The following is a 26297-nucleotide window of genomic DNA, read 5'->3' on the forward strand; positions in this document are numbered from 1 at the left end:
TTTTTGTATTATCTAGCGGTTGAATGGGGTAAGGACCTATGAAGGAGGTCAGATCATGGGTCCTTATCAGATTGATTTTACTGTCGTTCAGTACGTCAACCGCCAAGTCCAGCCTTCAGGTCGAGCCAGCATCGAACCAGTGACGCGCATCAAACGCGTTCAACGTATCCGTCCTCGGCGGGAAGAATGGTTAGAAGAAGAGCAAGAAAAAAACCCCGGTCGTTTTGTCGACCGGAGCATATAAGATTAGCCTCGGAAACGGAACGTCTCATAGACGTTCCATGTTTCATTTTCGAGTTCGTACATGACAGCCATCCGAGTAATCGTTTCTTCGAAATGAACTTGCTCCATCCGCATCCGTTCGAGGACATCGAACAGTTCGGCATCGGTCAAATCTTGACCGATTGTGATATGTGGCAAGAATTCATATTTTGGTGCCTGACCGAGCACGTCTTCGTGAAGTCGCTGCTGCAGAGCAGACAGTTCACGTGTCGGCAACACTTTCAAATACAGCACGTTGTTCGTCGGCGCAAAAGAGCGGACACCATCGACTTTTAACTGAATCGGTTTAGTCGAATCCGCGACTTGTTGCAAGTACTCCAGTACTTTTGGCAAGTCCTCTTCTGACACCTCCGTCCGTTCCTTAATGGTCACGTGAGGTGAAATCAACGCATATTTTGTGTCATAACGTTTTCGATAAGAGTTCGCAAAATCTTGCACTTGTTTAGACGGAAATAAGACTACCCCAATCTTCATTCCTCTTCCCCCTTTAATCGTTTAACCTACATGTTTATGATGAACGATTTAATGAGGGAAGTCAAAGCAGGGTTCGTCTTTTTTCGATTTTTCAGTATAATGGTTATATTAACTAGAGAGATGATGACTCTCTGAACGAAGGGATGTGAAGCGGGATTTTAATCCTGCGCCTATTATGAAACACGTACCACACTCACGAGATGTCCGTGAAGCAGCTCGTGCTCGCCTGCTCGAGCGCGGCGTCACGATTGAATCGATTGCCGAAATCGTTTATCAGATGCAGGCGCCTTACTCGCCGCATCTTTCGTTGAAAGATTGCATGGATTCCGTCGAGGCGGTTCTCGATAAACGCGAATTGCAACATGCCATTCTCGTCGGATCGGAGCTCGATATGTTGGCGGAGAAGGGTCAACTGTCTGAACCGCTCTTGTCTATCATCGCATCTGACGAAGGCTTATTTGGAGTGGATGAAACGATTGCGATCGGTGCCGTGAACACATATGGTTCGATTGCCGTAACGACGTTCGGGTACTTAGACAAGGCCAAGATCGGCATCATCAAACAGCTTGATACGAAAATGGATGACGGGCAAGTGCATACGTTCATGGACGACCTCGTCGGCGCGATTGCGGCAAACGCGTCTGGACGATTGGCACACCGTCTTCGTGATATGGTCGACTTCGGAGAAGAAGAGATGCGTGAACGAAAAGGGTTGTATTGATGAAATTGACACCGATGCAGGTGGTCATCACCGGGACGATTGCATATGTGATCGTGTCGGTGTTTGTCGTTTTGGGAGCAGTCGGCCCTATGAATACGTTCGTGTATGAATTGTTACAGCCGTTACCCGATCGTGTATTTGCATACGTCACAGAATTAGGGAGCGCTCAAGTCATAGTCGGGCTCTCGATTTTAGGTTTATTGTTTTGGTTGTGGCGCGGTAACCGAGTCGAGGCATGGCGACTTGCGCTCGTTGGGATTGGGACACTTCTTTTCACACAAGTGCTAAAGCTCGTTTACGGAATCGATCGCCCGCTTATTGATGCGTCCCTCGATGCGACGACATATAGCTTTCCGAGTGGACATGCATCAGGATCGCTGGCGTTATACGGATTAATGGCTTATGTCTTATATCGCAAGAGACAGTCAACATTCGCCGTCATCGTACTTGTGTGCCTCGTCCTTGCGGTGTCGCTCAGTCGAGTCGTCTTAAACGTCCATTACTTTAGTGATGTGATTGGAGGCTGGCTCGTCGCGCTGACTATAATCGCCTTATCTGAATGGATTATAAGGAGGAAAACGGTTTGATCGTCGTTGTAGATGTAGAGAAGTGGTTATTTGTTCAAAAGAAAGAAGCGGATGAAGCGTCAGTCCCTACGATTTTAGTAGAGAAGAAGATAGAAGGGGCCACGTGGTTCACTTCCATGAAGATTTTATTCCAATTAAAAAAATGGACGGGTCAACGTCAATTCGTTCCGTTGTTAGCTTATGATGAGGAAACGTATCGCTCATATGAAGTTTTCCACGTTGATGCCGTCCCACCAATGGCGTTACTTGACGGGGGACGAACGTTACTCGTGAATAATCAACGAGACGAGTCATACAATCTTGCCTTACAAGAAAGTGGGCACGTCTCGGAAACGTCAATCTTATCGTTTGCGCTCGACTATCTTGAAAAGATGACGAATGAACGTGTCGTCTTTGCAGGAGATGAGACCATCGATACCGGTCACGACGTCCCGACCGAGTTATGGGATGCGACAGACCGGTTGAATTCGGGGTATCGTTTGTTCGAATGGATTCAAGGAGAAGACGCACGTAAGGAGAATGGACATGACTGATTGGGAAATGACGTTCCAACAATTGCTTGATCAAGAAGTGGACGAAGTCCAGGTGCCTCGAGAAGATTTTTTGAACGCTCGAACGATTTTGATTGAGAAAGGCTGGCTCTTTCAAGTTGTAGGAGAAGCCAAGCACGGCGGGATCACAATTTATCGTCGCAATCCGGTTGCACCGACTTCTTAACCGAAAAAGAGATGGACGAATGGAAACGATTCGTCCATCTCTTTTCTTTGTGTTCATGTACAGACAGAAGTTTGTGGAAGTGTCTCCGAAAAGTCTGTCGTAACCGCTTACATTTTTTAAGTAGATTCGTTTTATACTACAGGTGTAGGAGGCCTCTACCATGCAATTGAATGAAAAAAGTAAACGAATATTAAATGTCATCCTGCATGAAAAGCAGATGACCATCGAAACGTTAACGATGATGCTCCCATATTCTCGTCGGACAATCGAATATGAACTAGAGCGTATTCAGGAATGGCTTGATGATTCTGGTCTATCCAATCTGAAGGTGGATGGGGCAAAAATTGAATTGACAGTGACAGAAGCATTGATTGAGCAAGTGGAACGTGCGGAATTAGTTTGGTCAGAAGAAGAACGTGAGCTTGTCATCACGCTCTATGCCATGACACAAGAAGAGTTTCTCTCAAGTTTCCACTTTCAACATTTGTTAGATGTGTCCAAATATACCGTTCAAGAAAGTTTAAATACGATCAAGAAAAAGGCTGCACAATTCGGTCTCGACTTCTCTTATACGAGAAAAGAAGGCTATCGGTTTAACGGTCATTTCCAAACGATCACGTTATATGTGTATCGGACGATTGAACAATTACTCGATAAATCGACGTTCTCACAATTACTCGACCTATGTTTTGACGATTGGCAAGAGGAGTTCAAAGAGCGAGTCCGTCAGATTGAGCAGTTTGAAACCCTCAAACAGTTTCAATTTGTGGAAAGTCATCGCGAAAAAATGGCCTATTTCCTTCTGATTGGTTCGAGATTATCGCCGGATACATTCGTTCGTAATGAGGACTCTTGGTTGCCGGAAAAAGTTGAACAGTCTGTAAGGATGCACTTTCAAGACGTACCACAACTGTGGGATATGTTGATGATGCTCATCCAAAGTGGTCCGAAAGTGTCGGAAGAGATGGATGAAACGGTTCAACAAAATCTTGCCGCTACGATGATTCAGGTAATCGAGCGGTTCGAGGGATTGAGTTGTACACGTGTCATTGAACGGGAGGCATTATGTGAGAAGTTAGTGCTTCACGCCAAAGCGACACTGAAACGTGTTCATACGGAAGTCATGCCACCAGAAGAGTTAGAAAGATATGTATTGAAAGAACACCGGGTATTGAATGTGATTGTCGATCGTTCACTCGACCCAATCCGAAAACAAATTCAGGCAGATCTTCCGAAAACGGAAGTCATGTATTTCACGTTGCATTTTGCAGCGCATCTTCATCAACAAGGGCAACATCTTGATGAGAAAATGAAGGCGATTGTCGTATGCCCGAGCGGGATTAGCGTGTCGCATATGCTCGACCATATTTTGAAGAATCAATTTCCGGACTTTGTATTTTTACCACCGATCTCGCAACGTGACGTCTCAGAATTTGCTCCACTTGTCGATTTGATTTTCACAACGGTCCCATTGCCGTTGGCCGTTCAACAACAGGCACATGTGACACTCGTTCCGACACTTCCGACAAGGCTAGAACAACTCGCTTTGAAGCGACAAATTCATCAGCGCTTTATTGCGAATGGGGGACTCGCTCGATTAGATGTGTCTGACATTCTCGAAGTGGTGAAAAAATATGCGACGATCCATCAAGAATCGCAATTGAGAAAAGAATTAAATCATCTCATCCAAGATGAAACGACGACAGATGAATGGAAAGGGGGACAACCCGTGCTAAATCAACTCGTAACAAAAGATGAAATTCAAATTCGCGATCATGTGTCGAATTGGCAGGAGTCCATTCGTCTCGCGGCCGAACCACTTGTCCAAAACGGAGCGATCGACACACGTTACGTTGAAACGATGATTGAGAACGTAGTAGAACATGGTCCATACATCGTTCTCATGCCTCAGATTGCCATCCCGCATGCGCGACCAGAAGATGGTGTGAATCAACTGGGGATGAGTGTCCTAAAACTAACAGAACCGGTCCTCTTCCCAGGGGATAAACCAGTTCGTGCATTCTTTGTGCTCGCGGCCATTGATCAAACTACTCATTTAAAAGCACTTGCACAGTTGACAGAGTTATTAGGAAATGAACAAGACGTGTCTCTCGTATTAGAAGCAGACAAGGTAGAGAAAATTGTTGAGATACTCGATCGATATTCAGAGGAGGAAGAAAAATGAAAAAGATTTTAGTAGTATGTGGGAACGGATTAGGGTCAAGCTTCATTATGGAGTTGAACGTGAAAAAAGCGCTTGAACAAATGGGGAAAGAGGCGGATGTTTCACATACAGACATTGCGACAGCGCGAACTGAACCTGCCGACATTTACCTTGGGGCACAAGATATCATTGGCACACTCGATGATGGGGCGAAAGAAATCGTTGCACTTGAGAATGTCATGAACATTGAGGAAATTAAATCAAAACTTGAAGGAAAAGTATAACTAAAGAATTCATCGTAAAGGGGGAGCGCTTATGCTTGATTTGATTATGCGAGATATATTGGGGACACCAGCCATACTGGTCGGTTTGTTCGCACTCATCGGGCTCGTTTTACAGAAGAAAGACATTGCTTCCATCGTTTCTGGTACGCTGAAGACAATTATGGGGTTCGTCATTATCGGAGCGGGGGCCGGCGTCATCATTGCGGCTCTCGATATTTTCGGACAGATGTTTGACGAGGCGTTCAGTATCCGGGGAGTCATCCCGAACAACGAAGCGATTGTCGCAGTTGCACAAGACGCATTCGGTGTCGAAACAGCTATGATTATGGTCTTCGGGATGGTCATGAATATCGTACTAGCTCGTATCACACCATTTAAATACATTTTCTTGACGGGTCATCATACGTTATTCATGGCGAGCTTACTCGCAGCCATTCTTTCCGTATCTGGTCTTGATGGTACGCTTTTGATTATCATTGGATCAGTATTGCTTGGACTTTGTATGGTCTTATTCCCAGCTCTTCTTCAACCGTTCGTTCGACAAATTACGGGATCGGATGATTTTGCGGTCGGACACTTCGGCTCACTCGGTTACTTTATATCTGGAACAATCGGAAAATATGCCGGAAATAAAGAGCATTCAACAGAGCAAATTCAAGTACCAAAGCAACTTGGCTTTCTACGAGACACGTCTGTCGCCGTCTCGTTGACGATGACGTTATTATTTGTGGTCGTCGCCATCTTTGCGGGACCAGCATTTGTGGAAACGGAATTATCTGATGGGTCGAACTACATCGTCTTCTCCATCATCCAAGCGATTACATTCGCTGCAGGGGTGTATATCGTTCTTGCCGGTGTACGGATGTTGATTGCAGAAATCGTACCGGCCTTCAAAGGAATTGCCGATAAAATGGTACCGAACGCAAAACCTGCGCTAGATTGCCCGACCGTTTTCCCATTTGCACCAAACGCGGTCATCATCGGGTTTTTAGCGAGCTTTGCAGCTGGACTGTTCTCAATGTTCCTTCTACCTTTATTCGGTTTGGCAGTCATTGTACCAGGACTTGTTCCACATTTCTTCACTGGAGCGACAGCAGGAGTATTCGGGAACGCTACCGGCGGGCGACGCGGGGCGATTCTTGGATCAATCGCCAACGGGGTATTAATCAGTTTCTTACCAGCGCTCCTCTTGCCGCTTTTGGGGAATCTCGGGTTTGAAAGTACGACATTTGGAGATTCAGACTTTGCCCTCGTCGGTATTTTGGTTAGTTGGCTCGTTTCATTGTTCTCATAATATAAAAAATGAGGTCTTTCTCCCACATGGAGACAAGACCTCATTTTTTTACGCGTTCGATGCGAGTTTAATTTTTTGTCGTTTCATCTTGTGGAGTAACCATGCATAGAGGACTTCACAAGAGTTGTGAGGAAGGGTCAGCTCCACAAGTGGGTGGGCATGACCAAATATAGTGAAGCGCGAATGGTCCTCGTCGAGCAGAGAGACTTGAATGTCAGTCGCATCCTGAAGTGAAATGCGTTGTTCCCCTGCGTGAGCATCTTTAAGTTTCAGCATTTTTCCATTCGTCGCAAACTTGGTGAACGAAGAGACTCCTTGTACTTTCAGTTGTTCCATTTCGTGTATCTATCCATCCGCGTGATGAATAGATTTTCACCTCGCTTTCTCTATATTGCCTTCCATTCCTCCAGAAGGTTATTCCTAGTATAACGCCTCGTTCGAAAAAGAAAAGTGTTAATTTAACAAAAAATTAAGACAATTTGTTATCAATTTTTAAGAATAACGTTCACACCCGCTCGTGAAGGGAATTGACTTGAAACAATCGGTCTGAAAATAACAAAAAAGAACCCCGTTTTCAGAGGTTCGATTGCATTTCTTACATCCATGACCTTATAACCGTTCAATGTGCCATGTGCGACGACGATACACCAACTGTCCTTTCAGCGCGATTGATTCCTTTTTGGCATCAAAGTCTTCTTCGAGGACGGACATGTCTTCATAGCGACCGGCCACATAGAAAGAAATCACGATTTGACGATTGAACAGACTTCGTTTCGTGTGATCAAAATCGATGATGAGCCCTTGAGGTGCCAAATCGAGCAATTCATCGATGACAGGGAGCGGAATCGGCACGAAGCTAATATTTCGGATGTCTCGGTCCAATTTGCTTTGCAACATGTTTTGAACGAAACGATTGATCGTCGACCAATCACGGATGTAGAGACTGCTGTGACGGTCGTTCGCTTCATTGAAGAACGCAATCTCATTATCAAGTGAATCCAGAAACGGCTTCTTAATCCCGCGCTCCATATGACTTAAAAATAGGATCTCTGCGATTTCGTGATCCGACAGCGTCTCAAGCGTATTGTAGTCCGGGAAATCGATTGCAGTGAATGTCGTTTGGTTATTTAAATACTTAGACGAGAATGAAGAGAGCTCATGCGCTTCGATATATCGAAAACGCGACCTAGAAGATTGCCTCATTCCTTTGATATCGGTTCGACAAATGATCATCGGTCTCGTGACGGAAAGGGCCTCTGTAATGTCGGCCAATGTCACGCCATGTAACGTAAAGCGCTGGACATCTCGGTCTTGTTTTAAATAAAAGAGTTGTTTTGACATATGGTATCCCCTCGGTTTGACATACTACATTTATAGTAGCAAAAACACATGAGTTCCGCTATCTTGAGACGGTTCAAGAGGGTTGAGTTCGATACATTTGGGAAAAGAGAAGTATACTTGAGGAAATGAATAGGAAAGGCGGGTTCCACATGTGGGGATTGAAACGTAGTTTTCCTGAGCTCGCTACGCCCCGGTTTATCCTGCGAGAGCTAGAACCGCGTGATGCTAGAGCACTTTATACCATCTTATCCACTGAAGAAGTGATGCGTTATTATGGATCGGACCCGTTGCTTGCTGTTTATGAGGCGAAAAATGTCATCGCCTATTTCAAAGACCAGTTCCAACAAGGCAAGGCGATTCGTTGGGCCATCTGCGATCGATTGACAAACGAGTTGGTCGGCACAATCGGTTTTCATAATTGGACGCCCCAATATTACCGGGCTGAAATCGGATTCGAAGTCTCGCCCCATTATTGGAGACAAGGGGTGGCTTTTGAGGCGGCGACTGCCGTCATCCAACATGGATTCGAAGAGTTCAAGTTTCACCGAATCTCCGCCTTGGTGGCACCAGGGAATGAGGGGTCGAATCGCCTCGTACAAAAGCTCGGATTTATAGAAGAAGGCCTCTTACATGATTATGCATACAGCCATGGTCGATTCATGGATTTGACGATGTATCGGCTACTCAAAACAGAATGGGAAGAAAAGGAGCACTCGATGATATGAAAGCACTCGTATTGTTACATGGATTGTGCGGTTCGCCAACATACTTTGAACAGTTAGAACCGTTATTGAACGCCGAAGTTCATGCACTCACACTTCCGGGTCATGCGGGAACGGAAGTCGGGCCGGAAACGATGGACCAGTTCGCAGATTGGGTCATAGAAGAGATTCGACTTCGAAATCTTGAACAACCACTCGTTATCGGACATTCATTCGGAGGATATGTGACGACCAACCTTGTTCGTCGCTATGCTGAAGAATTGTCCGGCTTTGGATTGATGCATTCGACCGCTGCCTCTGATTCAGAAGAAGCAAAAGAAAAACGGAACGGTGCAATCAACAAGGTCATTGAAGAAGGGGTAAAGTCGTTTATCGACGGGATGATCCCGAATGTCTTTTCGAAGGAATCGAATCCTATACTCATTCAACAAGCAATCGAGATTGGATACGAGATGTCTGTTGAAGGGGTTGTGAACGCGCAACGGGCGATTCGGGATCGTGAAGACGAAGTGAGGACCGTCGAAACAACGGACCTTCCCGGCTTATTCATTTATGGATCAAAAGACCCGAATATGAATGAGGAACGGGCGTTTTTAGGTGCAGAACGTCATATGACAGCGATTGTCCCATACAGTCATATGGGGATGATGGAAGACCCGATGGAAGAAGCAGAGATCGTGAATAAGTGGATTCAGGAGGTAGAGCATGGGAAAATATAAATTAATTGCCATGTCGGGGAGTCTTCGAAAGAAGTCTTTTAATACCGCTCTTTTGCATTCGATTATTGAACTGGCTCAAGATGATTTTGATATTGAAGTCGTCTCCATCGAGCTCCCGCTGTTCAACGACGACTTGATTGATCCGGATGAACCAGAAGCTGTGGCCGCTTTGAAGCAGTCCGTTCGAGAAGCCGACGGGTTATTGATTGTCACACCTGAATATAACCATAGCATTCCAGGCGTTTTAAAAAATGCAATCGACTGGCTCTCTCTCGAGCCGGGGACGCCGCTTCGAGATAAACCGGTTATGATTGCTGGTGCCTCTCCGGGCATCCTCGGAACGGCCAGATGTCAAATTCATCTCCGACAAGTATTTGCCACAAATCGTGCAAATGTTTTACCGGGAAATGAAATTTTCATCACACATTGTAAAGAGAAGATAGATGATACTGGATTGCATGATGAGAAATCGATTCATCAAATCAATAAAACATTATTGGAGTATCGTAAATGGATTGAATTTTGGAAGCGTAACGCAAAAAATTAACTTGAAGTCGCTCTTTTTGTTTGATAGAAAGGAATTGTGAAAACAAACACAAGAGGAGCGACACCAAAATGGAAACTTACATCGAACTGTACAATGGCGGCGAATTAGGTGATCGGGCGGTAATGAACGATGGAATGACGTTTGGACGGATGACGATTGTTGAATTGTTCTATCAATCTAATCATATTTTTGGTTACGTAAAAGAGAATGGTGAAAAACGTTTCTTCCTTGAACCGATTTCAGAGGACGACACGTTTACTGTGGACGGCACGACGTATTCACTCCAACAGTTTATCGCGTTGTTCTAAATAGAATAGATGGTTGGTTGAACGCAAGCGACTCGCTTGCGTTTTTTTGGCATTTTCGTCACGATTGAGAGAGAGGTGATGAGAATGAAACTAGTAGCAATTGAACCGACACCAAGTCCGAATAACCTAAAGATTATTGTGGACCCTCCGTTTGAGGGGAGAGGCACCACATACGACAAAGCGAGTACCGATGCCCCGACGATTATTCAAGAAATCGTTGGTCTTCGAGGCGTCAAATCGGTATATGCGGTATCTGATTTTCTTGCCGTTGAGCGTCATCCGAAACATGACTGGCACGACGTCATGAATGAAATCCGACGGGCGTTCGGGGAACAGGTCGAGGAAGTCGAATCTACACAAATGGATACGGATTATGAGCCGGTCCATGTATCCGTCCAGTTCGTGCTTGATGTCCCGATGCAGTTGAAGCTCGTCAAAGGGGACGAGGAAAAACGAATCGGGCTGTCGAAACGATTCGTCGACGCGGCCATGGAAGTTCAAGCACAGGTGAAGAACGTCATTCAAGACCGTCGTTGGGTAGAACAAGCCCCACGCTATGGTGAATTGGATGAGGTCAGTGTCGTCGCTCAGGAAGAATTAGAAGCTGCGTATCCACAAGAACGAGTGGAGCGCATCGTGGCTCGAGCGTTTGGGCGCGAGGCTGACTTTGAAGCAAATGCGAACCACTTGCAATCTGACAATTGGAAAGACCGGATGGCTTTCTTAGACGAATTAGACATTCAAGACGAGAATATGGTGTATTTCCGCCGTGCACTCGAAGATTCCGTGATGGCGATTCGCCGACAAGCTGTCGTCATGATCGGGATGTTTGAAGAACGTCGTGAGGAATATGTCACATATATCGAACAAGCTCTTGTGGACGCTTCTCCGATTGTGCGACGTACGGCTGGGGACACTGTCTCAGATTGGGCATTACCTCAATCTCAACCTTCGATGATCGAGGCGCTGAAAGACAAAAATAAACTTGTCCGTTGGCGTGCGGCTCGTTTCTTGTTCGATTGTGGAGACGAACGCGCTGTTTCGGCTTTGACAGTTGCCGAACAAGACCGCGAATTTGAAGTTTCGTTGCAGGCACGACTCGCGAAAGAACGCATTACAAGCGGAGAAACGGCTCTCGGAACAGTATGGCAACAAATTTCAAACCGTACGAAGTGATGTTTCGTTCGACATGTGATGAATCAATTTCATTTACATTTTCAGGAAAGGAGAGGGGTCCGCAAGGCGGATTTCCTCTCTTTTTCGATCTCTTATATGCACATTTCACCATTTGACTAACATTTGATGTAAGCGTTTCGACAATAGGTAAAATGTCACTGTTCCCCTGTCGAACGATAGGACCTACATCTTGGTTTCATATTGGTACACTAGGTTTATCACAGATGAACAAAGGAGCCATACTTATGATGTTGTTTGCAGAAACGCCTGAACTTGTAGCTTATAAAGAAGTGGTAGGAGAGACGATGGTCGTCACGTTTGAATCGATGCATAGTGAGACGTTCTCCATTTCGGCTCAAGTCCGGTCTGATCTCGATATCGCTGATTCGTTGTTCATGACCGGTTGGCAACAGTACATGGAACAAGCTAAAGTTTCGTAAAAAAGGTAAATAATATAAGGAAAATCATTACAAACGTCTGCACTTTGTATACACTAGTGCTATAGACGTTTTTTTATTTTGTTGAGGAGAGTGGGATCCATGAAAAAAACTTGGTTACTCGCCGTCGTGACGGCAATCATACTAGTCGTAGCAGCATGTGGAAAAGAAGAGGCGAAACCGAGTCAAGTGAATAGCGATTCGTCTGAACCACCAGCTCCATTAACACTTGATACGGAAATGGCATATGATGCGTCAGCCAATACATTATCGGCAACTGTCAAGATGACAAACCCGAATGAAGAGGCGGCGAAAGTGACGTTCAACTCTTCACAACGCTTCCAATTGATTATCAAACAAGGTGACGAAACCGTATTTGACTATGGTAGCAAATATATGTTCACGGAATCGATTATCGAAGAGACGTGGGAAGCGGATGAACAAAAGATCTTTGATGAGGTATTTCCATTAGAATTGGCAGCTGGTGAATACTCGGTCGAAGTGATCGGACTCGGTCAAGTCGATGGAGCACCAGAAATCGCTGTGACGGATGAGACGTCCTTCACTGTTGAACGAGCTGTAGAAGAGCCAGACGAGGACACAACTGAAACGCCAGAAGAAACGCCTGCATCTGAACCGCAAACAGACGGTGCGTTCCGCGATGTGACAATCGATGTGAATGATACGATGATTCAAGTCAGTGGCTTCACGGAAGAAGTAGAGTTTGAATGGTCTGTGTCAGACGGGCATAACTTATATGCACAAGGTGCGGCAGAAGTGACGGGTGGAAGCTTCACATTTGGTGTGTTACTCGATGAAGCGCCAGCGGAAGGTCAAAAATTATTCCTCGAATTGACACCGATTGGTGGAGAAGTTACGTCATTCCAAATTCAATAATCATGAGACGGAAACGAATGTTTCCGTCTTTCTTTTGTATATCGCTAGTTGACGGGGTTTGTGAATTATCAGACAATAAAACGAAATGAGAGAATTATGGGAGGGTCATTCATGCAACAACATATTATCGAATCAACACATGTCAAACCGACCATCGATCCGCAGGCAGAGATTCGTCAACGAATCGATTTCTTGAAAGCGTATGTGAAACGTGCCGGTGCAAAAGGACTTGTCCTCGGAATTTCAGGGGGACAAGACTCGAGTTTGGCAGGGAAGTTATGTCAGCTCGCCATGGAAGAACTACGAGCAGAAGATGCGGGGGACTACACGTTTTATGCGGTAAGATTACCGTATGGCGAACAACATGATGAAGATGATGCCCAACTCGCCCTCGAGTTCATCCGTCCGGACAAGTCCCTCACTGTCAATATCAAGCCTGCCGTCGACGCATCGGTAGAAGCGTTCCGACAAGCGACGGGTCTTGAGTTGAGTGACTTCCATAAAGGGAACACGAAAGCGCGTGAACGGATGAAGGCGCAATATGACATCGCGGCAACGTTTGGTGCCCTTGTCGTCGGTACGGACCATGCAGCGGAATATGTGACGGGATTCTACACGAAACATGGAGACGGGGCGTGTGACCTCACACCGTTGACTGGTTTGAACAAACGTCAAGGGAAGGCGTTGCTTCACGAACTAGAGGCGCATGAACGAGTCATTTATAAAGTGCCGACAGCAGATCTTGAAGACGGTCGTCCTGGCCTGCCTGACGAAGTGGCGCTTGGCATGACATATGACCAATTAGATGATTATTTAGAAGGTAAATCCATCGATCCGGTGATTGCAGAGCGGATTGAGACGATTTTCAAACGTTCACGTCATAAGCATCATATGCCTGCTTCACTGTACGACGAGTGGTGGCAATAAGAGAAAGGAGAAGCCGTCTTGATGACGGCTTCTCCTTTGTATGTCTTACGCTTTTTTGAACGGGACGAATTGGATGATGAGAATACATGTAAAGGCGATGAAACTGAGAAGTGGGATGGTAACAAAGCCGAAATAATTCACCCAGCGAATGAGGCAGTCGTTCGTGCAGAAGGCTTCTCCGTTCGGAATACGTTCTAGGATGACGTGATAGAGACTGATACACCAGCCGGCACCGGCCATGATTCCGACGAACAATCGATTCACATCACGGGCGGTCAACATGATCGTCAAGTAATAGATGGCGAGTGGATACATAAAGATGCGTTGGAACCAACACAGTTTACATGGTAAGAAAAGCATGACTTCAGAGAAGTAAAGGCTGCCAAGCGTCGCGACGGTCGCAACGATAAAGGCGAAATGATGACGTTGCATCAGATTTCCTCCTAACAATCAAATTGATGAATAAACATGATATGATACATTGAAACAAATACTTATTCAGTATACAATCTTTCAAACGATAGAGAAACAGGTGACGTCATGCAAGTATCGGAAGTAGAAGTGTTAATTATCCTTGCAGAAGAATTGAATATGCGCAAAGCGGCGGAGCGGTTATTCGTCTCTCAACCGGCGCTCAGTCAACGGCTCGTGACGATTGAACATCAATGGGGAAAAAAGATTTTTGTCCGTTCGACACGCGGTCTTGCCTTGACGCCAGATGGGGAGAAAATCATCGAGTTCGCCAAGAAGATGTACAGTGAAGAACAAGAGTTGCGAAGCGAGCTCACAGCAAATCCTGGAGAAGTATACGGGACGTTAAAGATTGCTGTTGCTTCCATCATGGGTCAGTATTGGCTCCCGAAAGTGTTAAAGACGTTCGTGGAGCGATATCCGTCTGTCCGTGTCAAGTTAGTCACCGGATGGTCGAGTGAAATGATGCGTTACATGCTTGAGGAGAATTTTCATATCGGCATCATTCGAGGAAATCCGGATTGGCGCGGGGAGCGGATGAAGCTGTTCTCTGACTCCTTACACTTGGTCGATTTAAAAATGACAGACCTGTCCCAACTAAAAAATAACGAACGATCATTTATTCAATTTAAGAGCGACTCGACATATTACCAGGAAATATTAGAATGGTGGCAGGAACGATTTTCGAGCCCGCCGCTCACCACACTCGTCGTAGACCAGATTGAAACGTGTAAACAGATGGCGTTACATGGAATCGGCTTCGCCATTTTACCGGAGTCGACCATTAAAGATGTCAATGAAATGAACAAGATTCCGTTGACGTCCTCGAGTGGTGTCCCGCTCGTTCGGGACACGTGGATGCTGTCGACAGAATCGATGTTGGAATTGGCACAAGTACAAGCATTTTGGAACATTGTTGAAGAAGTTACGAAGGAGACTGAATCATGAATTGGGCAATCGAAGCAAGAAGACAACTGCATTTAATCCCGGAAGCTGGATATGAAGAATTCAAAACACAGGCGACTCTCGAACAACTGATCCGTTCGCTCGATTCGCCGCGTGTTCATATCACGCACTGGCGGACGGGTCTTTTCGTTCGCGTGGATGGTCTCGTCGGGGAGAAGACAATCGGGTACCGAGCCGACATGGATGGGTTGCCGATTACCGAGGAGACCGGATTGGAGTTTGCATCGATTCACGAGGGTATGATGCATGCGTGCGGTCATGATGTCCATATGTCTATCGCGCTCGGATTAATCAAACGAGCGGTCGAAGTCCCGTTCAACCACCATCTTGTTGTCTTCTTCCAACCAGCTGAAGAAGGGCCAGGCGGGGCAGAACCGATGGCGAAATCCGAATTATTCTATCACTTCCGTCCGGACGCGCTATTTGGATTACATGTCGCGCCTGAATATCCGGTCGGGATGGTAGCTTCTAGACCAGGTGTATTATTCGCAAGTGCACGTGAACTCCATATTACGATTCATGGAAAGGGAGGGCACGGTGCATTCCCTCACGCAGGAATTGATGCCGTTATCGTCCAAGCCGCCCTCATCATGCAACTGCAAACCATCGTTTCACGGAACATTGATCCGATGGGAAGTGCGGTCGTCAGCATCGGGAAAGTCGCAGCGGGAACAAAAGAGAACATCATCGCCGATACAGCCAAGTTAGATGGAACGGTACGAGCGTTATCTGACAAGGAGATGGTTGTACTCGAGAGCCGAATTCGTCAAATCATCGCCGGTGTCGAAATGACGTATAATGTTCAGATCGACCTTGAATTCGGCAATCGTTATCATGAGGTCGTCAACGATGAGCGCTATCTTTATCAGTTCGAAGAAGCGGTCGAAGAGGTAGGGTATTCGTATAAGACATGTGTTCCTGCCATGACAGGGGAAGACTTCGGATATATGCTGAAACAAGTTCCTGGATTCATGGTTTGGCTAGGTGTGAACGATATGGGGTCGGGTCTCCATCAATCGACACTCAACCCGGACGAACGAGCGATTGAAGTAGCCATCGAATTGTTTGACCACTATTTCCGCACGGTCATGATTCAATAACACGAAGCGGTCTCCATTGAGACCGCTTTTAGTGTGCCCCAAAAAGAGTGAAGTGTGAGCAAAAAGGGAATCAAATATGAATGTAAAGCGACAATTCTGTGGCGATTGCTCAAATGTGAACATTTTGCAAACTCGAGCATTGAGACATTACAGCGCAATATAAAATCATTATGATGGAAGTATCGAAGGGTATTCATCTGTGATTGTCGTTTCATACATGGGTTCGAAGCGATAGAGAGAGATAGGAGGTAATCAATAGATGTTTCAAGATCCTGTCCTGATGAGCCGAGCATTGACGGCACTCACATTAGGTTTTCATGTGATTTTTGCCACACTCGGCGTCGGGGTTCCACTTTTAATCTTATTGGCAGAATTTTTAGGAATTCGTAAAAAAGACCCGAAATATACCCTTATGGCTCGCCGGTGGTCACGCGGGTATGTCGTGACAGTAGCTGTCGGGGTTGTAACGGGTACAGCAATCGGTCTACAGCTTTCGCTATTATGGCCGAACTTGATGCGCGTCGCGGGTCAAACGATTGCACTTCCACTATTCATGGAGACGTTCGCTTTCTTCTTCGAAGCGATTTTCCTTGGGATTTACTTGTATACGTGGGATCGGTTTAAAAACCCGTGGCATCACATGCTACTCGGGATTCCAGTCGCAGTCGGTGCATTATTCTCTGGGTTCTTTATCACAACGGTAAACAGCTTTATGAACCAACCAGTAGGGTTCGATATTGTCGATGGTCGTTTAGCGAACGTCAGTCCGCTTGAAGCGATGTTTAGTCCAGCTATGCCGACGAAGATGGCACACGTACTGACGTCTGCGATTTTAACGTCTGCGTTCATCCTAGCAGCGATTGCAGCTGTACAGTTGTTACGTCAACGTCGTAATCAACTCGACAAGATGTCGATTGAATATCACAAAAAAGGTCTTCGCTTGACGATGACAGTCGCTTTGATTTTTGCGATTGCGACAGCACTTGTCGGAGACTTCTCAGGTAAGTATTTGGCACAATATCAGCCGGATAAATTAGCAGCAGCGGAATGGCATTTTGAAACCTCCTCCGAGGCTGAGTTGATTCTTGGTGGTTGGTTAGAAGATGACGGTGAAGGCGGATATGAAGTTCGAGGCGCCTTAAAAATTCCTTACGCGCTTTCAATTCTTGCCGGTGGTGTTCCGAACTATGAAGTGACAGGTCTCAATGAATTTGCGAAAGAAGACCAGCCACCGCTCTTTGTTCACTACTTGTTTGATGCGATGGTCGGAATCGGGATGCTTCTAGCGCTCATCTCCTTCCTATTCGTATTAGGGCGTTATATTAAACGTTTGAACCAGTTCAGTAAACCGATGCTCTTTGCGATTGCAGCCGGTGGACCGCTTGCGATGGCAGCGATTGAATTCGGTTGGTTCTTCGCTGAATTTGGTCGTCAACCGTGGGCGCTTTATGAGTTGATGCGTACGAGTGAAGCAGCTACGACATCGGCGAATGTCGGTTGGATGCTTGTCGCTTTCGCGATCCTCTATGCGGTGCTCGGAACAGTCACGGTGGTCGTTCTATCACGTCTGTTCAAAGAGAACCCAGTAGGGAAAGAACTAAAACAATCCGAACATCGTGGTGAAGCGATGTTTGCGGATGAAGTGTGATCGGAGGGTATGACATGCAAATTCAAGAGTTAGGGATTGCCGTCTTATGGACGTTCTTATACGGCTATCTCATCGTCGCATCGATTGACTTCGGTGCTGGCTTCTTCGCATTCTATAGCCGTTATACAAAACGGGATCACTTAGTGAACCGTCTCGTTAAACGGTATTTGTCACCGACTTGGGAAGTAACGAATGTGTTTTTCGTCTTCTTCTTCGTCGGGATTGTCGGATTCTTTCCGGATACAGCTTATTACTATGGAACGGCGTTACTCGTTCCGGCATCCGTCGTGTTGATTTTACTCGCGATTCGCGGTAGCTTTTACGCATTCGCGAACTATGGGTCGAAAGAAAGCACGCTGTATATGTTCCTTTACGGAGCCACAGGATTACTCATCCCAGCTTCGATGTCGACCGTATTGACGGTCAGTCAAGGTGGATTCATCACCGAGACGGAAAACGGCGTCTTCTTTGACGGCGCGAAGTTGTTCACCAATTTTTATTCATGGACAGTCGTCATCTTGGCGATTGTTTCAGTCCTCTATATTAGCGCGATGTTCCTCTTGTTCTATGCGGACAAGGCACGCGATCAAAATGCGGTCGAACTCGTCAGAAAATGGGCGCTCTTCTGGAGCGTTCCGACGATTATTGCTTCTGGGCTCGTCTTCTTCGGTTTGAAGTCGCAGGCGGCTTGGCACTACGAGAGCATCTTAGGAGGAAACTGGTGGTGGTTCGCAATGAGCTTCCTCTTCTTCGCGATTGCCGTCTCATTCGTTTATATGAAGCGAAATTACGGGATTGCCTTCTTGATGGTCATGGGACAATTCTTCATGGCGTGGTTCGGCTACGGATATTCACACTTACCGTATATCTTGTATCCGTATATCGATATCAATGGAAGTGTCGTCAACGAGTCGATGGCGGTGGCACTCGTCGTCGTATTCATCTTAGGATTGCTCCTTCTCGTTCCGGCGCTCTACTTGTTGCTCCGTTTGTTCCTGTTTGACAACGATTATGTACGCGGGAAACGTTCGAGCGGAAAAGCGTAATTGAAAAGATGGGATTTCCTTCATACGGAGGAGATCCCATCTTGTTTTTTTATATAGAGTTTTCAAGTGGAATCAGTTACACTGAACGAAGAATCAAGAAGAGAACATGTGTAGGAAAGGGATGTAATATCATGACAGGTGAATTTGCAGTCATTGGATTAGGGCGGTTTGGTGGGTCAATCGTCCGTGAGTTGTCTTCAAACGGATATGACGTCCTCGCCATCGATTCAGATGAAGAACGCGTCAATGAGTTCATGGGTTTGGCCACTCATGCCGTGATCGCGGATACGACAGATGAAAACGTGTTGAAGAGTTTGGGGATTCGTAACTTTGAACACGTCATCGTTGCCATCGGTGAAAACATTCAAGCTTCGATTTTAACGACGTTGATCTTAAAAGAACTTGGCGTCCAAATCATCACTGTCAAAGCGACAAACGATTACCATGAAAAAGTTCTCCGTCGCATCGGTGCAGATAATATCGTCCACCCAGAACGTGACATGGGTGTTCGAATCGCAAACGGTTTGATGAGCCAGAGCATTTTAGATTATCTTGAATTATCAAATGAACATTCGATTGTTGAAATTAAAGCGTCAGATAAGTTATCGAACAAATCGCTCATCGATTTGGACTTCCGTGCGAAGTATGGGGTCAACATTGTCGCCATTCGTCGTGATGATGATGTCATCATTTCGCCGCAGGCGGATGAGATGATCTTATCAGAAGATATTTTGATTATCATCGGAAAAGATACCGATTTAGACAGGCTTGAACGGACGTTACGTTCGAAATAAAAAAAGACCTCTTGAGCGATACCGTGATCGTTGAATCGATTGATCCAACTCGGCGGTTTGACGCAAGAGGTCTCTTTTTTTAGATTAACTTCATCGCTTTCAATCCATATTCGATGCCATCTTCAAGAATCGATTTCGTCACAAAGTCCGCAACGTCTTTCGCTTCAGAACGAGCATTTCCCATGGCAATCCCTGTCCCTACATATTGGAGCATGGCCAAGTCGTTCAAAGCGTCTCCAAACGCGTACGTATTCTCGAGTCGATAACCGTTCGCTTCGATAAAGTGACGAATGCCGTCGGCTTTACTTGCACCTTTATTGATGACGTCCATCGCATGTGGATGCCAGCGGATGAAGTCGAACTCATGATAGGCGTCGAGATAGTGATGCTCATCTTCAGGTGTACAGTAAAGGAGCGTTTGATAGACGTCTTCTTCTGTGTGGAAGTTTGGTTCGTAGCGCGGAATCGGCATGTCGAGTTCTCCAAGAGATTGCTTGACGATGGCGTCATCCGGTTTTGAAGCGCCGCCGCGATCTTGTCCTAGATAGACGAGGGTATGGTTGTTCGAAGTGGCATGAGTCGTCAAACGACCGAGTGCATCTTTAGATAGCGTGTTACGATATACGATTTCACCTTTATGCACGACGATTTGACCGTTGTAACAAACAAGGCTATCGATTCCGACACGTTCCGGGATATCTGATAACATCGCTGGTCCTCGTCCCGTCGCGATAAATGTCTCGACGCCGTTTTCACGAAGCGCTTGAATCGCTGAAATCGTTGAAGGTGGAATATAGCTACCTTCATGCAAGAGTGTGCCGTCAATGTCGAAAAAAACAACTTTTTGATCTTCCATTTGATTCACCATTCTTTCTCTTTGTCTAAAAAATATGTTTTTCGATCCCACTAAAAGGATAACACGAAATAGGGAAACTACCACGAATATCACATCGTTAGTGAAATATTGCCATGATATGAGCTATAATGAAAAAAGAATCTTACGGACATATTCGAGAATCACTTATGTTTCACATAGATGTATTAATAATTGAAGTAAGGAGAGATTAAATGAAGTTTGTTAAGAACCACCAAACAGCCGTGTTCGCATTAGGCGGACTAGGAGAAATCGGGAAGAACACATACGTTGTTCAATTCCAAGATGAAATCATCGTCATCGATGCGGGAATCATGTTCCCAGAGGATGACTTGCTTGGGATTGACTATGTGATTCCGGATTACTCGTATTTGATTAAGAACAAGGACAAAGTAAAAGGGGTATTCATCACGCACGGTCACGAAGACCATATCGGGGGAATTCCATTCTTACTCAAGCAAGTTCAGTTACCGATTTACGCTACGAAACTTGCGCTTGGTTTGATTAAAGTAAAACTCGAGGAGCATGGATTGTTGCGTGAGGCGGAACTCCACGAAATCGATGAGGATTCACTCATCAAGTTCCGTAAAACGAGCATTTCGTTCTTCCGAACGACGCACTCGATTCCGAACTCGCTCGGTGTTGTCGTCAAAACACCACAAGGGAACATCGTCCATACGGGTGACTTCAAGTTCGACTTTACTCCAGTCGGTGAACCGGCCGACCTCGCCAAGATGGCGGAGATTGGAAAAGAAGGCGTGCTCTGTCTCTTGTCTGACTCGACAAATGCGGAAGTCGAAGGCTTCACGATGAGTGAGAGCGTCGTCGGGGGGACGATTAGCGAGACGTTCCGTAAAGCGGACGGTCGAATCATCTTCGCCACATTTGCATCGAACATTTATCGATTACAACAAGTCGTCGATGCGTGTGCTGAGACAGGTCGTCACCTCATGATTTTCGGTCGCTCCATGGAGAAAGTCATGACGATCGGGCAAGAGCTCGGATTCATCAACGTTCCGAAAGGGATGATCATTGAAGCGAATCAAATGCGTCACTATGACCCGAACGAGATTGCCATTCTTTGTACCGGTTCACAAGGTGAACCGATGGCCGCGCTTAGTCGGATCGCGAACGGGACACACCGTCAAGTGTCGATCATCCCAGGGGATACGGTCATCTTCTCATCTTCTCCGATTCCGGGGAACGCCATTTCGGTCGGCAAGACGATTGACCAGTTGTATAAAGCAGGGGCTGACGTCGTTTACGGGAAGTTAACGAACATTCATACGTCTGGACACGGTTCACAACAAGAACAGTTGTTGATGATTCGTCTTCTCAATCCAAAATTCTTTATGCCGATTCACGGAGAGTATCGCATGTTGAAGAAACATGCGGAGCTTGCTGAATCAGTCGGGATTCCGAAAGAAAATAGCTTCGTCATGGATAACGGGGAAGTGCTCGCTGTCGATTCTGAGTCGGCTGCGGTCACTGGTAAAATTTCTGCGAACGCCGTTTACATTGATGGGAATGGAATCGGCGATATCGGGAATATTGTATTAAGGGATCGTCGTATCCTTTCTGAAGATGGACTTGTCGTCGTTGTCATCAGTATCGATGGCAAGACACGTAAACTCGTTTCAGGACCGGATATCATCTCGCGTGGTTTCGTCTATATGCGTGAATCGGGTAGCTTGATTCGTGACGGCGAACGTCTGTTGAAGAAAACCGTCGAGCAAGGGCTGTCAAATAAACAGATGAAGTGGTCGGAGATGAAGCAACTCGTATCCGATACGCTCACACCGTATTTGGCACAAAAGACGCGGAGACACCCGATGGTCCTGCCGATTATTATGGAAGTATGATCTAACGGGCTGTAGGTGACTACAGTCCTTTTTTTGAACCGTAAAGAAGGAGGGGAACTCATGGCTAAAGAAAAAAAGAAAAAAGGCTGGCTCAAGTGGGGATTAGCCATCATCGCTGTCATTTTTCTCATCACACTTGTGTATCACCAAGTAAAACCGTTACCGGATGGGGTGTCACGACAATCTGAACCTTATCTCATTTCGGATGATCAAATCGACTTTCTTCATGATTTGACATATCAAGGAGAGGATACGGAGATTGTCGAGCAAGAAATTTTTAAGGAAGTCGAGCGAGCGATTCAGGAAGCCGAGGAATATATCGTCATGGACTTTTTCTTATTCAATCCATATTCCAATGAAGACCGGCAATATCCGGATATCACGGCGCGATTATCATCAGCGCTGCTGGAGCAAATGGAGCGATACCCGGACTTGAAAGTCGTCTTTATTACAGACGATATCAATACGACGTATAACGGGCACGTCTCCGACCACTTCGATGTGCTCGAAGAGGCGGGGGTGGAAGTTGTGTACACGAATCTCGACGCACTTCGTGACCCAAACATTTTGTACTCCACGTTTTATCGGATGGCGCTTCAATGGTTTGGGGATAGTCAGGACGGATGGTTGCCGAATCCGATGGCCTCGTCGGCACCGGATATTACCGTTCGGGCGTATTTAAGATTGCTGAACATTAAAGCGAACCACCGAAAAGTGATGGTGACAGAAAATGAAGGGTTCGTATTATCGGCGAACCCGCATGATGCGAGTGGGTATCACTCAAATGTCGGTGTTCATTTAAAAGGACCCATTTTAAAAGAGATAGCTAAAGGGGAACAAGCAGTCGCGACGTTCTCAAAAGGCGATGCACGACGTTTCCCGGACGATGACGCATTATCGAAGATCGAGAGCGCGCCGAACGATGCGCCGATGGAGATTCGTTACGTAACGGAAGGAAAGATTCAGGAGTCGGTGCTCGATGCGATGAATGGAGCGGAAGACGGAGATACGATTTGGATCGGCATGTTCTACTTGGCTGACCGAAATATTATTCAAGCGATTGAGGATGCCGCTGGCCGAGGTGTGACCGTGAACATGATTCTCGACCCCAATACGAACGCTTTTGGTCGCTCAAAATCGGGATTGCCGAACTTACCTGTAACGGCAGAACTGAATACCGTCAATCCTGAACAGATCGAAATTCGTTGGTATGATGTCGGCAAGGAACAATATCATCCAAAAATCCTATATGTGGATGGAGAAGAGAAGACAGTCGTCTTAGGTTCCGGAAATTATACGACACGAAATATGAACGATTACAACCTAGAGGCAGACGTCGAGGTAAAAGGAGAAGAGGATACAGTTTTCTTTGATGAAGTAGACGATTATTTCAATCGCTTATGGAATAACGAGAATGGAACGTACACAGTGGCATATGACGAGATTCAAACCGACATCCCGCTTGGAAAGTATGTGATGTATTGGCTTCAAAAAGTGACATGGACGATGACGTACTAAAAAACAGCTATCCTCAAATTGGGGATAGCTGTTTTGACGTTAGTTCGTCTCGATTGGATTAAACTCATTCGTATACTCATATAAGAATTTCCCGGTCTCTTTCAAGACGTCACTCTTACGGTGAAGCGAGAAATGATCGTACGGTACGGTCTCTGTTTGAATGTTATTTGTATATTCTTCTAGTAACAGAGAACTCTCCGGCTCAATCAGATTGAACTCGCCGCCTCGTCCAGAGAAGGATAGCACTTGTACGGATCGTGGCCATGTCTCCAGTTTTGACTGGAACGCTTGTAGCCCGTCCGAGTTGGGTGATAAGTCACGGATAGCTGGGCTACCTGTGTTGATTCCAAAGTTACTAGCCGATAGGCCAAAGTTTGCGAGTCGAGTGCCGCCGAATGGACTATCAAACGTGACGAACTTGTCGACGATGTATGTCTCCTGATTCAAAATGTAGTTGGCTGCTGCAACGCCACCCATACTATGACCGAGGATATACATGCGATCGAATGAGCGGTTTCTCGTTTTCTTATACGTTTCAATGGCTGAATTTAACCATTTCGTTTGATTGTTCAAAGAAGCTTCTGCATCCTCGAACTCGATTCGAACGATTGGACGATTCGAGCTATAGTCATAAATTTCGCAATCGGTTTTTCCTTTGACAGTTACCGTACAAAGGGCGCCGTCGGTAGCCTGACCACTCTCTTCCATCGCTTGCGAGAAGCGGAGGAACGTTCGGTCAGTCCCGAGTAGACCATGCACCGCGAAAGTGGGGATAAACTCGTTCGTCTGCGACGCTTGGCGAATCGCCTCGGATTGTCGCTCATTCGCCAATTCTTGTCGGAATGTCCCGACAATCAATACGAGTGAAAGGGAGACAATCAATAACCCTAACAGGCGCGAACGAATCGATGTTTCCCTAGGGTTACCGACGTTTTTTCGATACTTGCGCCAAATGAAATACCCTAAAATAATCGCTCCCACAAATACGATGATGGTGATCACCCATGCTTTAACGTTTGGCACATGGGCGACGAGTGTTAAATTATTTTGGCGACCACCGTACACTTGCCACTCGACATGCTTCATGGAGCGAAGGTCAAGGCCAGTCCCGTCTTCCACGAACACACCGGTCGGAACAGTCAGATTAAACCGGATATCGGCTTGACGGATATATCGCTCCGCTAATTTCTTCGGGGAGCCCGATAGTTCGACACCCGGTAAGTCAACCTGATCAAGTCGAAGATCGAGGTTCGTCTGCATCGTGTAAGAGTCGAACCAGATGCCTTCTCGTTGCTCGATATCGAATTGAATGTCAGGTGGGACGAGAATTCCGGCTGGACCGGTTTTCCATTCTTCTTTAATCTGTTGTAACTCATCCACATTGCGGAACGTCTTCTTCAAGACCATCCCTTCATAATCATCGGCGCTCGAATAATCTTCAGTCTCGTACCCATTATCCTCGGCCTGCTCCTTCCACGTATCCCAGTCGAGCCTGAGATTGAGCAACTTCATCACTGGGTGGTCGCGGAAAGCATAAGTGGTTTCGAGTGAAACGGATTGATCGTAATGCACGGTCGCATCGTAATTAATGCGCACACATCCGCCGATTAAAAGAAATAAAAATGGGAATAGTAACAACAGTGCCCTTTTTCTCGAGCTAAACATGTTAGATCGGTTCGCCGTATGTGTCTAGCGGATTCGACGTATTGATTCGGTCATAGAATAAAATACCGTCCAAATGGTCGAGCTCGTGCTGACACACGATCGCGCGCATACCCCGAAGACGAAGCTTAATTGGTTGTCCGTCTCGGTCAAACCCTTCTAATGTGATTCGACGAAAACGAGGTACATTTCCTTTGACCACGCGGTCGACCGACAAACATCCTTCCCCACCATTTAAAAATGTCTGTTCGACGGAGTGGCTTGTGATTTTAGGATTGAAAATCGAGAGTTTGAACGTTTCTTCCTCTTCTTGTAGCAAGACTGTGAAGAAACGACGGGTTACACCGAGTTGTGGCGCGGCGATTCCGACACCACCTCGTAACTCGTATTTTTCGCTCATCTCTGGGTCTTGACTATTGACGAGGAACGTCTCCATCTCGTCAAGTAGCGCCAAGTCCTCTTCGGTTGGCGGAATCGGTACTTCAATTGAACGTGTGCGGAGTCGTTCGTCTCCTTCGCGAATGACGTCTTTCATCGTTAACATGTGCAACTTCCTTTCTATAAAACATATATGATTGATTATATCATATTTAAAAGGAGAAGAATGTGGATGGTACAGAAGGTGAAACGAAAATGATACAGAGGCAAAATGAATGTCATATCCCTTGAATGTAAGCGTTTTATTTCAGTAAGCATATTTTTTGCGTTATTATAACAACCCGTTTTATACTAACTAGGAAACGGCAGGAGAGCATAACT

30 protein-coding genes are annotated in these 26297 nt (G+C 46.1%); 23 read left to right on the forward strand and 7 right to left on the reverse strand.

The features are described from left to right. Window positions 1–55: 55 nt before the first annotated feature. Window positions 56–244 (forward strand): hypothetical protein, encoded by a 189-nt coding sequence (locus KNP04_RS08505; protein ID WP_074035057.1) that lies wholly within the window; start codon window positions 56–58, stop codon window positions 242–244. Between the two features lie 2 nt (window positions 245–246). Here the strand turns inward: KNP04_RS08505 and KNP04_RS08510 are convergent, their stop codons facing one another. Next, a complete protein-coding gene (locus KNP04_RS08510) occupies window positions 247–756 on the reverse strand; it encodes a YjcG family protein (protein ID WP_214695523.1) in 510 nt (169 codons plus the stop codon). Between the two features lie 175 nt (window positions 757–931). Here KNP04_RS08510 and KNP04_RS08515 point away from each other — a divergent pair, with 175 nt between their 5' ends. The 7 genes from KNP04_RS08515 (at window position 932) to KNP04_RS08545 (ending at window position 6523) form a co-directional block, all read left to right on the forward strand. Continuing rightward, on the forward strand, window positions 932–1477 hold the full coding sequence (locus KNP04_RS08515) for a phosphatidylglycerophosphatase A family protein (RefSeq protein WP_015881233.1): 546 nt from the start codon (window positions 932–934) through the stop codon (window positions 1475–1477). Then, window positions 1477–2064, forward strand: a complete 588-nt coding sequence (locus tag KNP04_RS08520) for a phosphatase PAP2 family protein (protein WP_214875342.1) — start codon at window positions 1477–1479, stop codon at window positions 2062–2064. Before KNP04_RS08515 ends, KNP04_RS08520 begins: the two co-directional genes overlap by 1 nt. Then, window positions 2061–2597, forward strand: coding sequence for a hypothetical protein (locus KNP04_RS08525; protein WP_214695526.1), 537 nt, complete (start codon window positions 2061–2063; stop codon window positions 2595–2597). The genes KNP04_RS08520 and KNP04_RS08525 overlap by 4 nt, the downstream gene beginning before the upstream one ends. Further along, window positions 2590–2781: a hypothetical protein gene (locus tag KNP04_RS08530; protein WP_214695528.1), complete on the forward strand. Its 192-nt coding sequence runs from the start codon at window positions 2590–2592 to the stop codon at window positions 2779–2781. Before KNP04_RS08525 ends, KNP04_RS08530 begins: the two co-directional genes overlap by 8 nt. Window positions 2782–2941: 160 nt before the next feature. Further along, window positions 2942–4966: a BglG family transcription antiterminator gene (locus KNP04_RS08535; RefSeq protein ID WP_214875343.1), complete on the forward strand. Its 2025-nt coding sequence runs from the start codon at window positions 2942–2944 to the stop codon at window positions 4964–4966. Further along, window positions 4963–5229, forward strand: coding sequence for a PTS sugar transporter subunit IIB (locus KNP04_RS08540; RefSeq protein ID WP_214739852.1), 267 nt, complete (start codon window positions 4963–4965; stop codon window positions 5227–5229). The genes KNP04_RS08535 and KNP04_RS08540 overlap by 4 nt, the downstream gene beginning before the upstream one ends. A 31-nt stretch (window positions 5230–5260) precedes the next feature. Further along, window positions 5261–6523, forward strand: a complete 1263-nt coding sequence (locus KNP04_RS08545) for a PTS ascorbate transporter subunit IIC (RefSeq protein WP_214819524.1) — start codon at window positions 5261–5263, stop codon at window positions 6521–6523. Between the two features lie 48 nt (window positions 6524–6571). On the opposite strand, the gene KNP04_RS08550 is transcribed toward KNP04_RS08545, so the two are convergent. Together KNP04_RS08550 and KNP04_RS08555 are read right to left on the reverse strand one after the other, a co-directional pair. Continuing rightward, window positions 6572–6859, reverse strand: coding sequence for a hypothetical protein (locus KNP04_RS08550; protein WP_015881237.1), 288 nt, complete (start codon window positions 6857–6859; stop codon window positions 6572–6574). 273 nt (window positions 6860–7132) lie between these two features. Next, a complete protein-coding gene (locus KNP04_RS08555; RefSeq protein WP_214819525.1) occupies window positions 7133–7864 on the reverse strand; it encodes a hypothetical protein in 732 nt (243 codons plus the stop codon). 149 nt (window positions 7865–8013) lie between these two features. On the opposite strand from KNP04_RS08555, the gene KNP04_RS08560 reads away from it, so the two are divergent. The 8 genes from KNP04_RS08560 (at window position 8014) to nadE (ending at window position 13597) form a co-directional block, all read left to right on the forward strand. Continuing rightward, window positions 8014–8589: a GNAT family N-acetyltransferase gene (locus tag KNP04_RS08560; protein ID WP_214819527.1), complete on the forward strand. Its 576-nt coding sequence runs from the start codon at window positions 8014–8016 to the stop codon at window positions 8587–8589. Further along, window positions 8586–9305, forward strand: coding sequence for an alpha/beta fold hydrolase (locus KNP04_RS08565; protein ID WP_214875344.1), 720 nt, complete (start codon window positions 8586–8588; stop codon window positions 9303–9305). Before KNP04_RS08560 ends, KNP04_RS08565 begins: the two co-directional genes overlap by 4 nt. After that, window positions 9292–9852, forward strand: coding sequence for an NADPH-dependent FMN reductase (locus KNP04_RS08570; RefSeq protein WP_214819531.1), 561 nt, complete (start codon window positions 9292–9294; stop codon window positions 9850–9852). Before KNP04_RS08565 ends, KNP04_RS08570 begins: the two co-directional genes overlap by 14 nt. Window positions 9853–9920: 68 nt before the next feature. Then, window positions 9921–10160, forward strand: coding sequence for a hypothetical protein (locus tag KNP04_RS08575; protein WP_074035023.1), 240 nt, complete (start codon window positions 9921–9923; stop codon window positions 10158–10160). A gap of 84 nt (window positions 10161–10244) precedes the next feature. Further along, window positions 10245–11336 (forward strand): virulence factor, encoded by a 1092-nt coding sequence (locus KNP04_RS08580; protein WP_214819534.1) that lies wholly within the window; start codon window positions 10245–10247, stop codon window positions 11334–11336. Between the two features lie 245 nt (window positions 11337–11581). After that, complete coding sequence (locus KNP04_RS08585) at window positions 11582–11776, forward strand: hypothetical protein (RefSeq protein WP_214695545.1); 195 nt, start codon at window positions 11582–11584, stop codon at window positions 11774–11776. Window positions 11777–11875: 99 nt separating this feature from the next. After that, entirely contained in the window at window positions 11876–12670 is a 795-nt protein-coding gene (locus KNP04_RS08590) for a BsuPI-related putative proteinase inhibitor (RefSeq protein ID WP_214819536.1), read from the forward strand. Between the two features lie 111 nt (window positions 12671–12781). Continuing rightward, window positions 12782–13597 (forward strand): ammonia-dependent NAD(+) synthetase, encoded by an 816-nt coding sequence (nadE, locus tag KNP04_RS08595; protein WP_214748371.1) that lies wholly within the window; start codon window positions 12782–12784, stop codon window positions 13595–13597. 45 nt (window positions 13598–13642) lie between these two features. On the opposite strand, the gene KNP04_RS08600 is transcribed toward nadE, so the two are convergent. Next, window positions 13643–14029, reverse strand: coding sequence for a disulfide bond formation protein B (locus tag KNP04_RS08600; protein WP_214748368.1), 387 nt, complete (start codon window positions 14027–14029; stop codon window positions 13643–13645). Window positions 14030–14137: 108 nt separating this feature from the next. Here KNP04_RS08600 and KNP04_RS08605 point away from each other — a divergent pair, with 108 nt between their 5' ends. The 5 genes from KNP04_RS08605 to KNP04_RS08625 all read left to right on the forward strand — a co-directional run bounded on the left by KNP04_RS08605 (window position 14138) and on the right by KNP04_RS08625 (window position 19622). Then, complete coding sequence (locus KNP04_RS08605) at window positions 14138–15016, forward strand: transcriptional regulator CcpC (RefSeq protein WP_214785219.1); 879 nt, start codon at window positions 14138–14140, stop codon at window positions 15014–15016. Then, on the forward strand, window positions 15013–16134 hold the full coding sequence (locus KNP04_RS08610) for an N-acetyldiaminopimelate deacetylase (RefSeq protein ID WP_074035009.1): 1122 nt from the start codon (window positions 15013–15015) through the stop codon (window positions 16132–16134). Before KNP04_RS08605 ends, KNP04_RS08610 begins: the two co-directional genes overlap by 4 nt. A 259-nt stretch (window positions 16135–16393) precedes the next feature. After that, window positions 16394–17782 (forward strand): cytochrome ubiquinol oxidase subunit I, encoded by a 1389-nt coding sequence (locus tag KNP04_RS08615; protein WP_214875345.1) that lies wholly within the window; start codon window positions 16394–16396, stop codon window positions 17780–17782. 14 nt (window positions 17783–17796) lie between these two features. Beyond that, entirely contained in the window at window positions 17797–18828 is a 1032-nt protein-coding gene (locus KNP04_RS08620) for a cytochrome d ubiquinol oxidase subunit II (RefSeq protein WP_214748358.1), read from the forward strand. A 131-nt stretch (window positions 18829–18959) separates the two neighbouring features. Continuing rightward, on the forward strand, window positions 18960–19622 hold the full coding sequence (locus KNP04_RS08625; protein ID WP_074035000.1) for a potassium channel family protein: 663 nt from the start codon (window positions 18960–18962) through the stop codon (window positions 19620–19622). 79 nt (window positions 19623–19701) lie between these two features. Here the strand turns inward: KNP04_RS08625 and KNP04_RS08630 are convergent, their stop codons facing one another. Further along, window positions 19702–20490 carry a Cof-type HAD-IIB family hydrolase gene (locus KNP04_RS08630; RefSeq protein ID WP_214819543.1) on the reverse strand — a complete coding sequence of 263 codons (789 nt, stop codon included), beginning with the start codon at window positions 20488–20490 and terminating at the stop codon, window positions 19702–19704. Between the two features lie 200 nt (window positions 20491–20690). On the opposite strand from KNP04_RS08630, the gene rnjA reads away from it, so the two are divergent. Together rnjA and KNP04_RS08640 are read left to right on the forward strand one after the other, a co-directional pair. Then, window positions 20691–22358: a ribonuclease J1 gene (gene rnjA / locus KNP04_RS08635; protein WP_015881254.1), complete on the forward strand. Its 1668-nt coding sequence runs from the start codon at window positions 20691–20693 to the stop codon at window positions 22356–22358. 60 nt (window positions 22359–22418) lie between these two features. Then, window positions 22419–23876: a phospholipase D family protein gene (locus KNP04_RS08640; protein WP_214819545.1), complete on the forward strand. Its 1458-nt coding sequence runs from the start codon at window positions 22419–22421 to the stop codon at window positions 23874–23876. Window positions 23877–23915: 39 nt separating this feature from the next. On the opposite strand, the gene KNP04_RS08645 is transcribed toward KNP04_RS08640, so the two are convergent. Continuing rightward, entirely contained in the window at window positions 23916–25541 is a 1626-nt protein-coding gene (locus KNP04_RS08645; protein WP_214695573.1) for an alpha/beta hydrolase, read from the reverse strand. A gap of 1 nt (window position 25542) precedes the next feature. After that, the gene (def, locus tag KNP04_RS08650; protein WP_214875346.1) at window positions 25543–26082 is read right to left on the reverse strand and encodes a peptide deformylase; all 540 of its coding nucleotides are present in this window, start codon (window positions 26080–26082) and stop codon (window positions 25543–25545) included. Window positions 26083–26297: the final 215 nt, after the last annotated feature.

The organism is Exiguobacterium sp. CH10 (genome assembly GCF_018617635.1).
Lineage (GTDB): Bacteria > Bacillota > Bacilli > Exiguobacteriales > Exiguobacteriaceae > Exiguobacterium > Exiguobacterium aestuarii_A.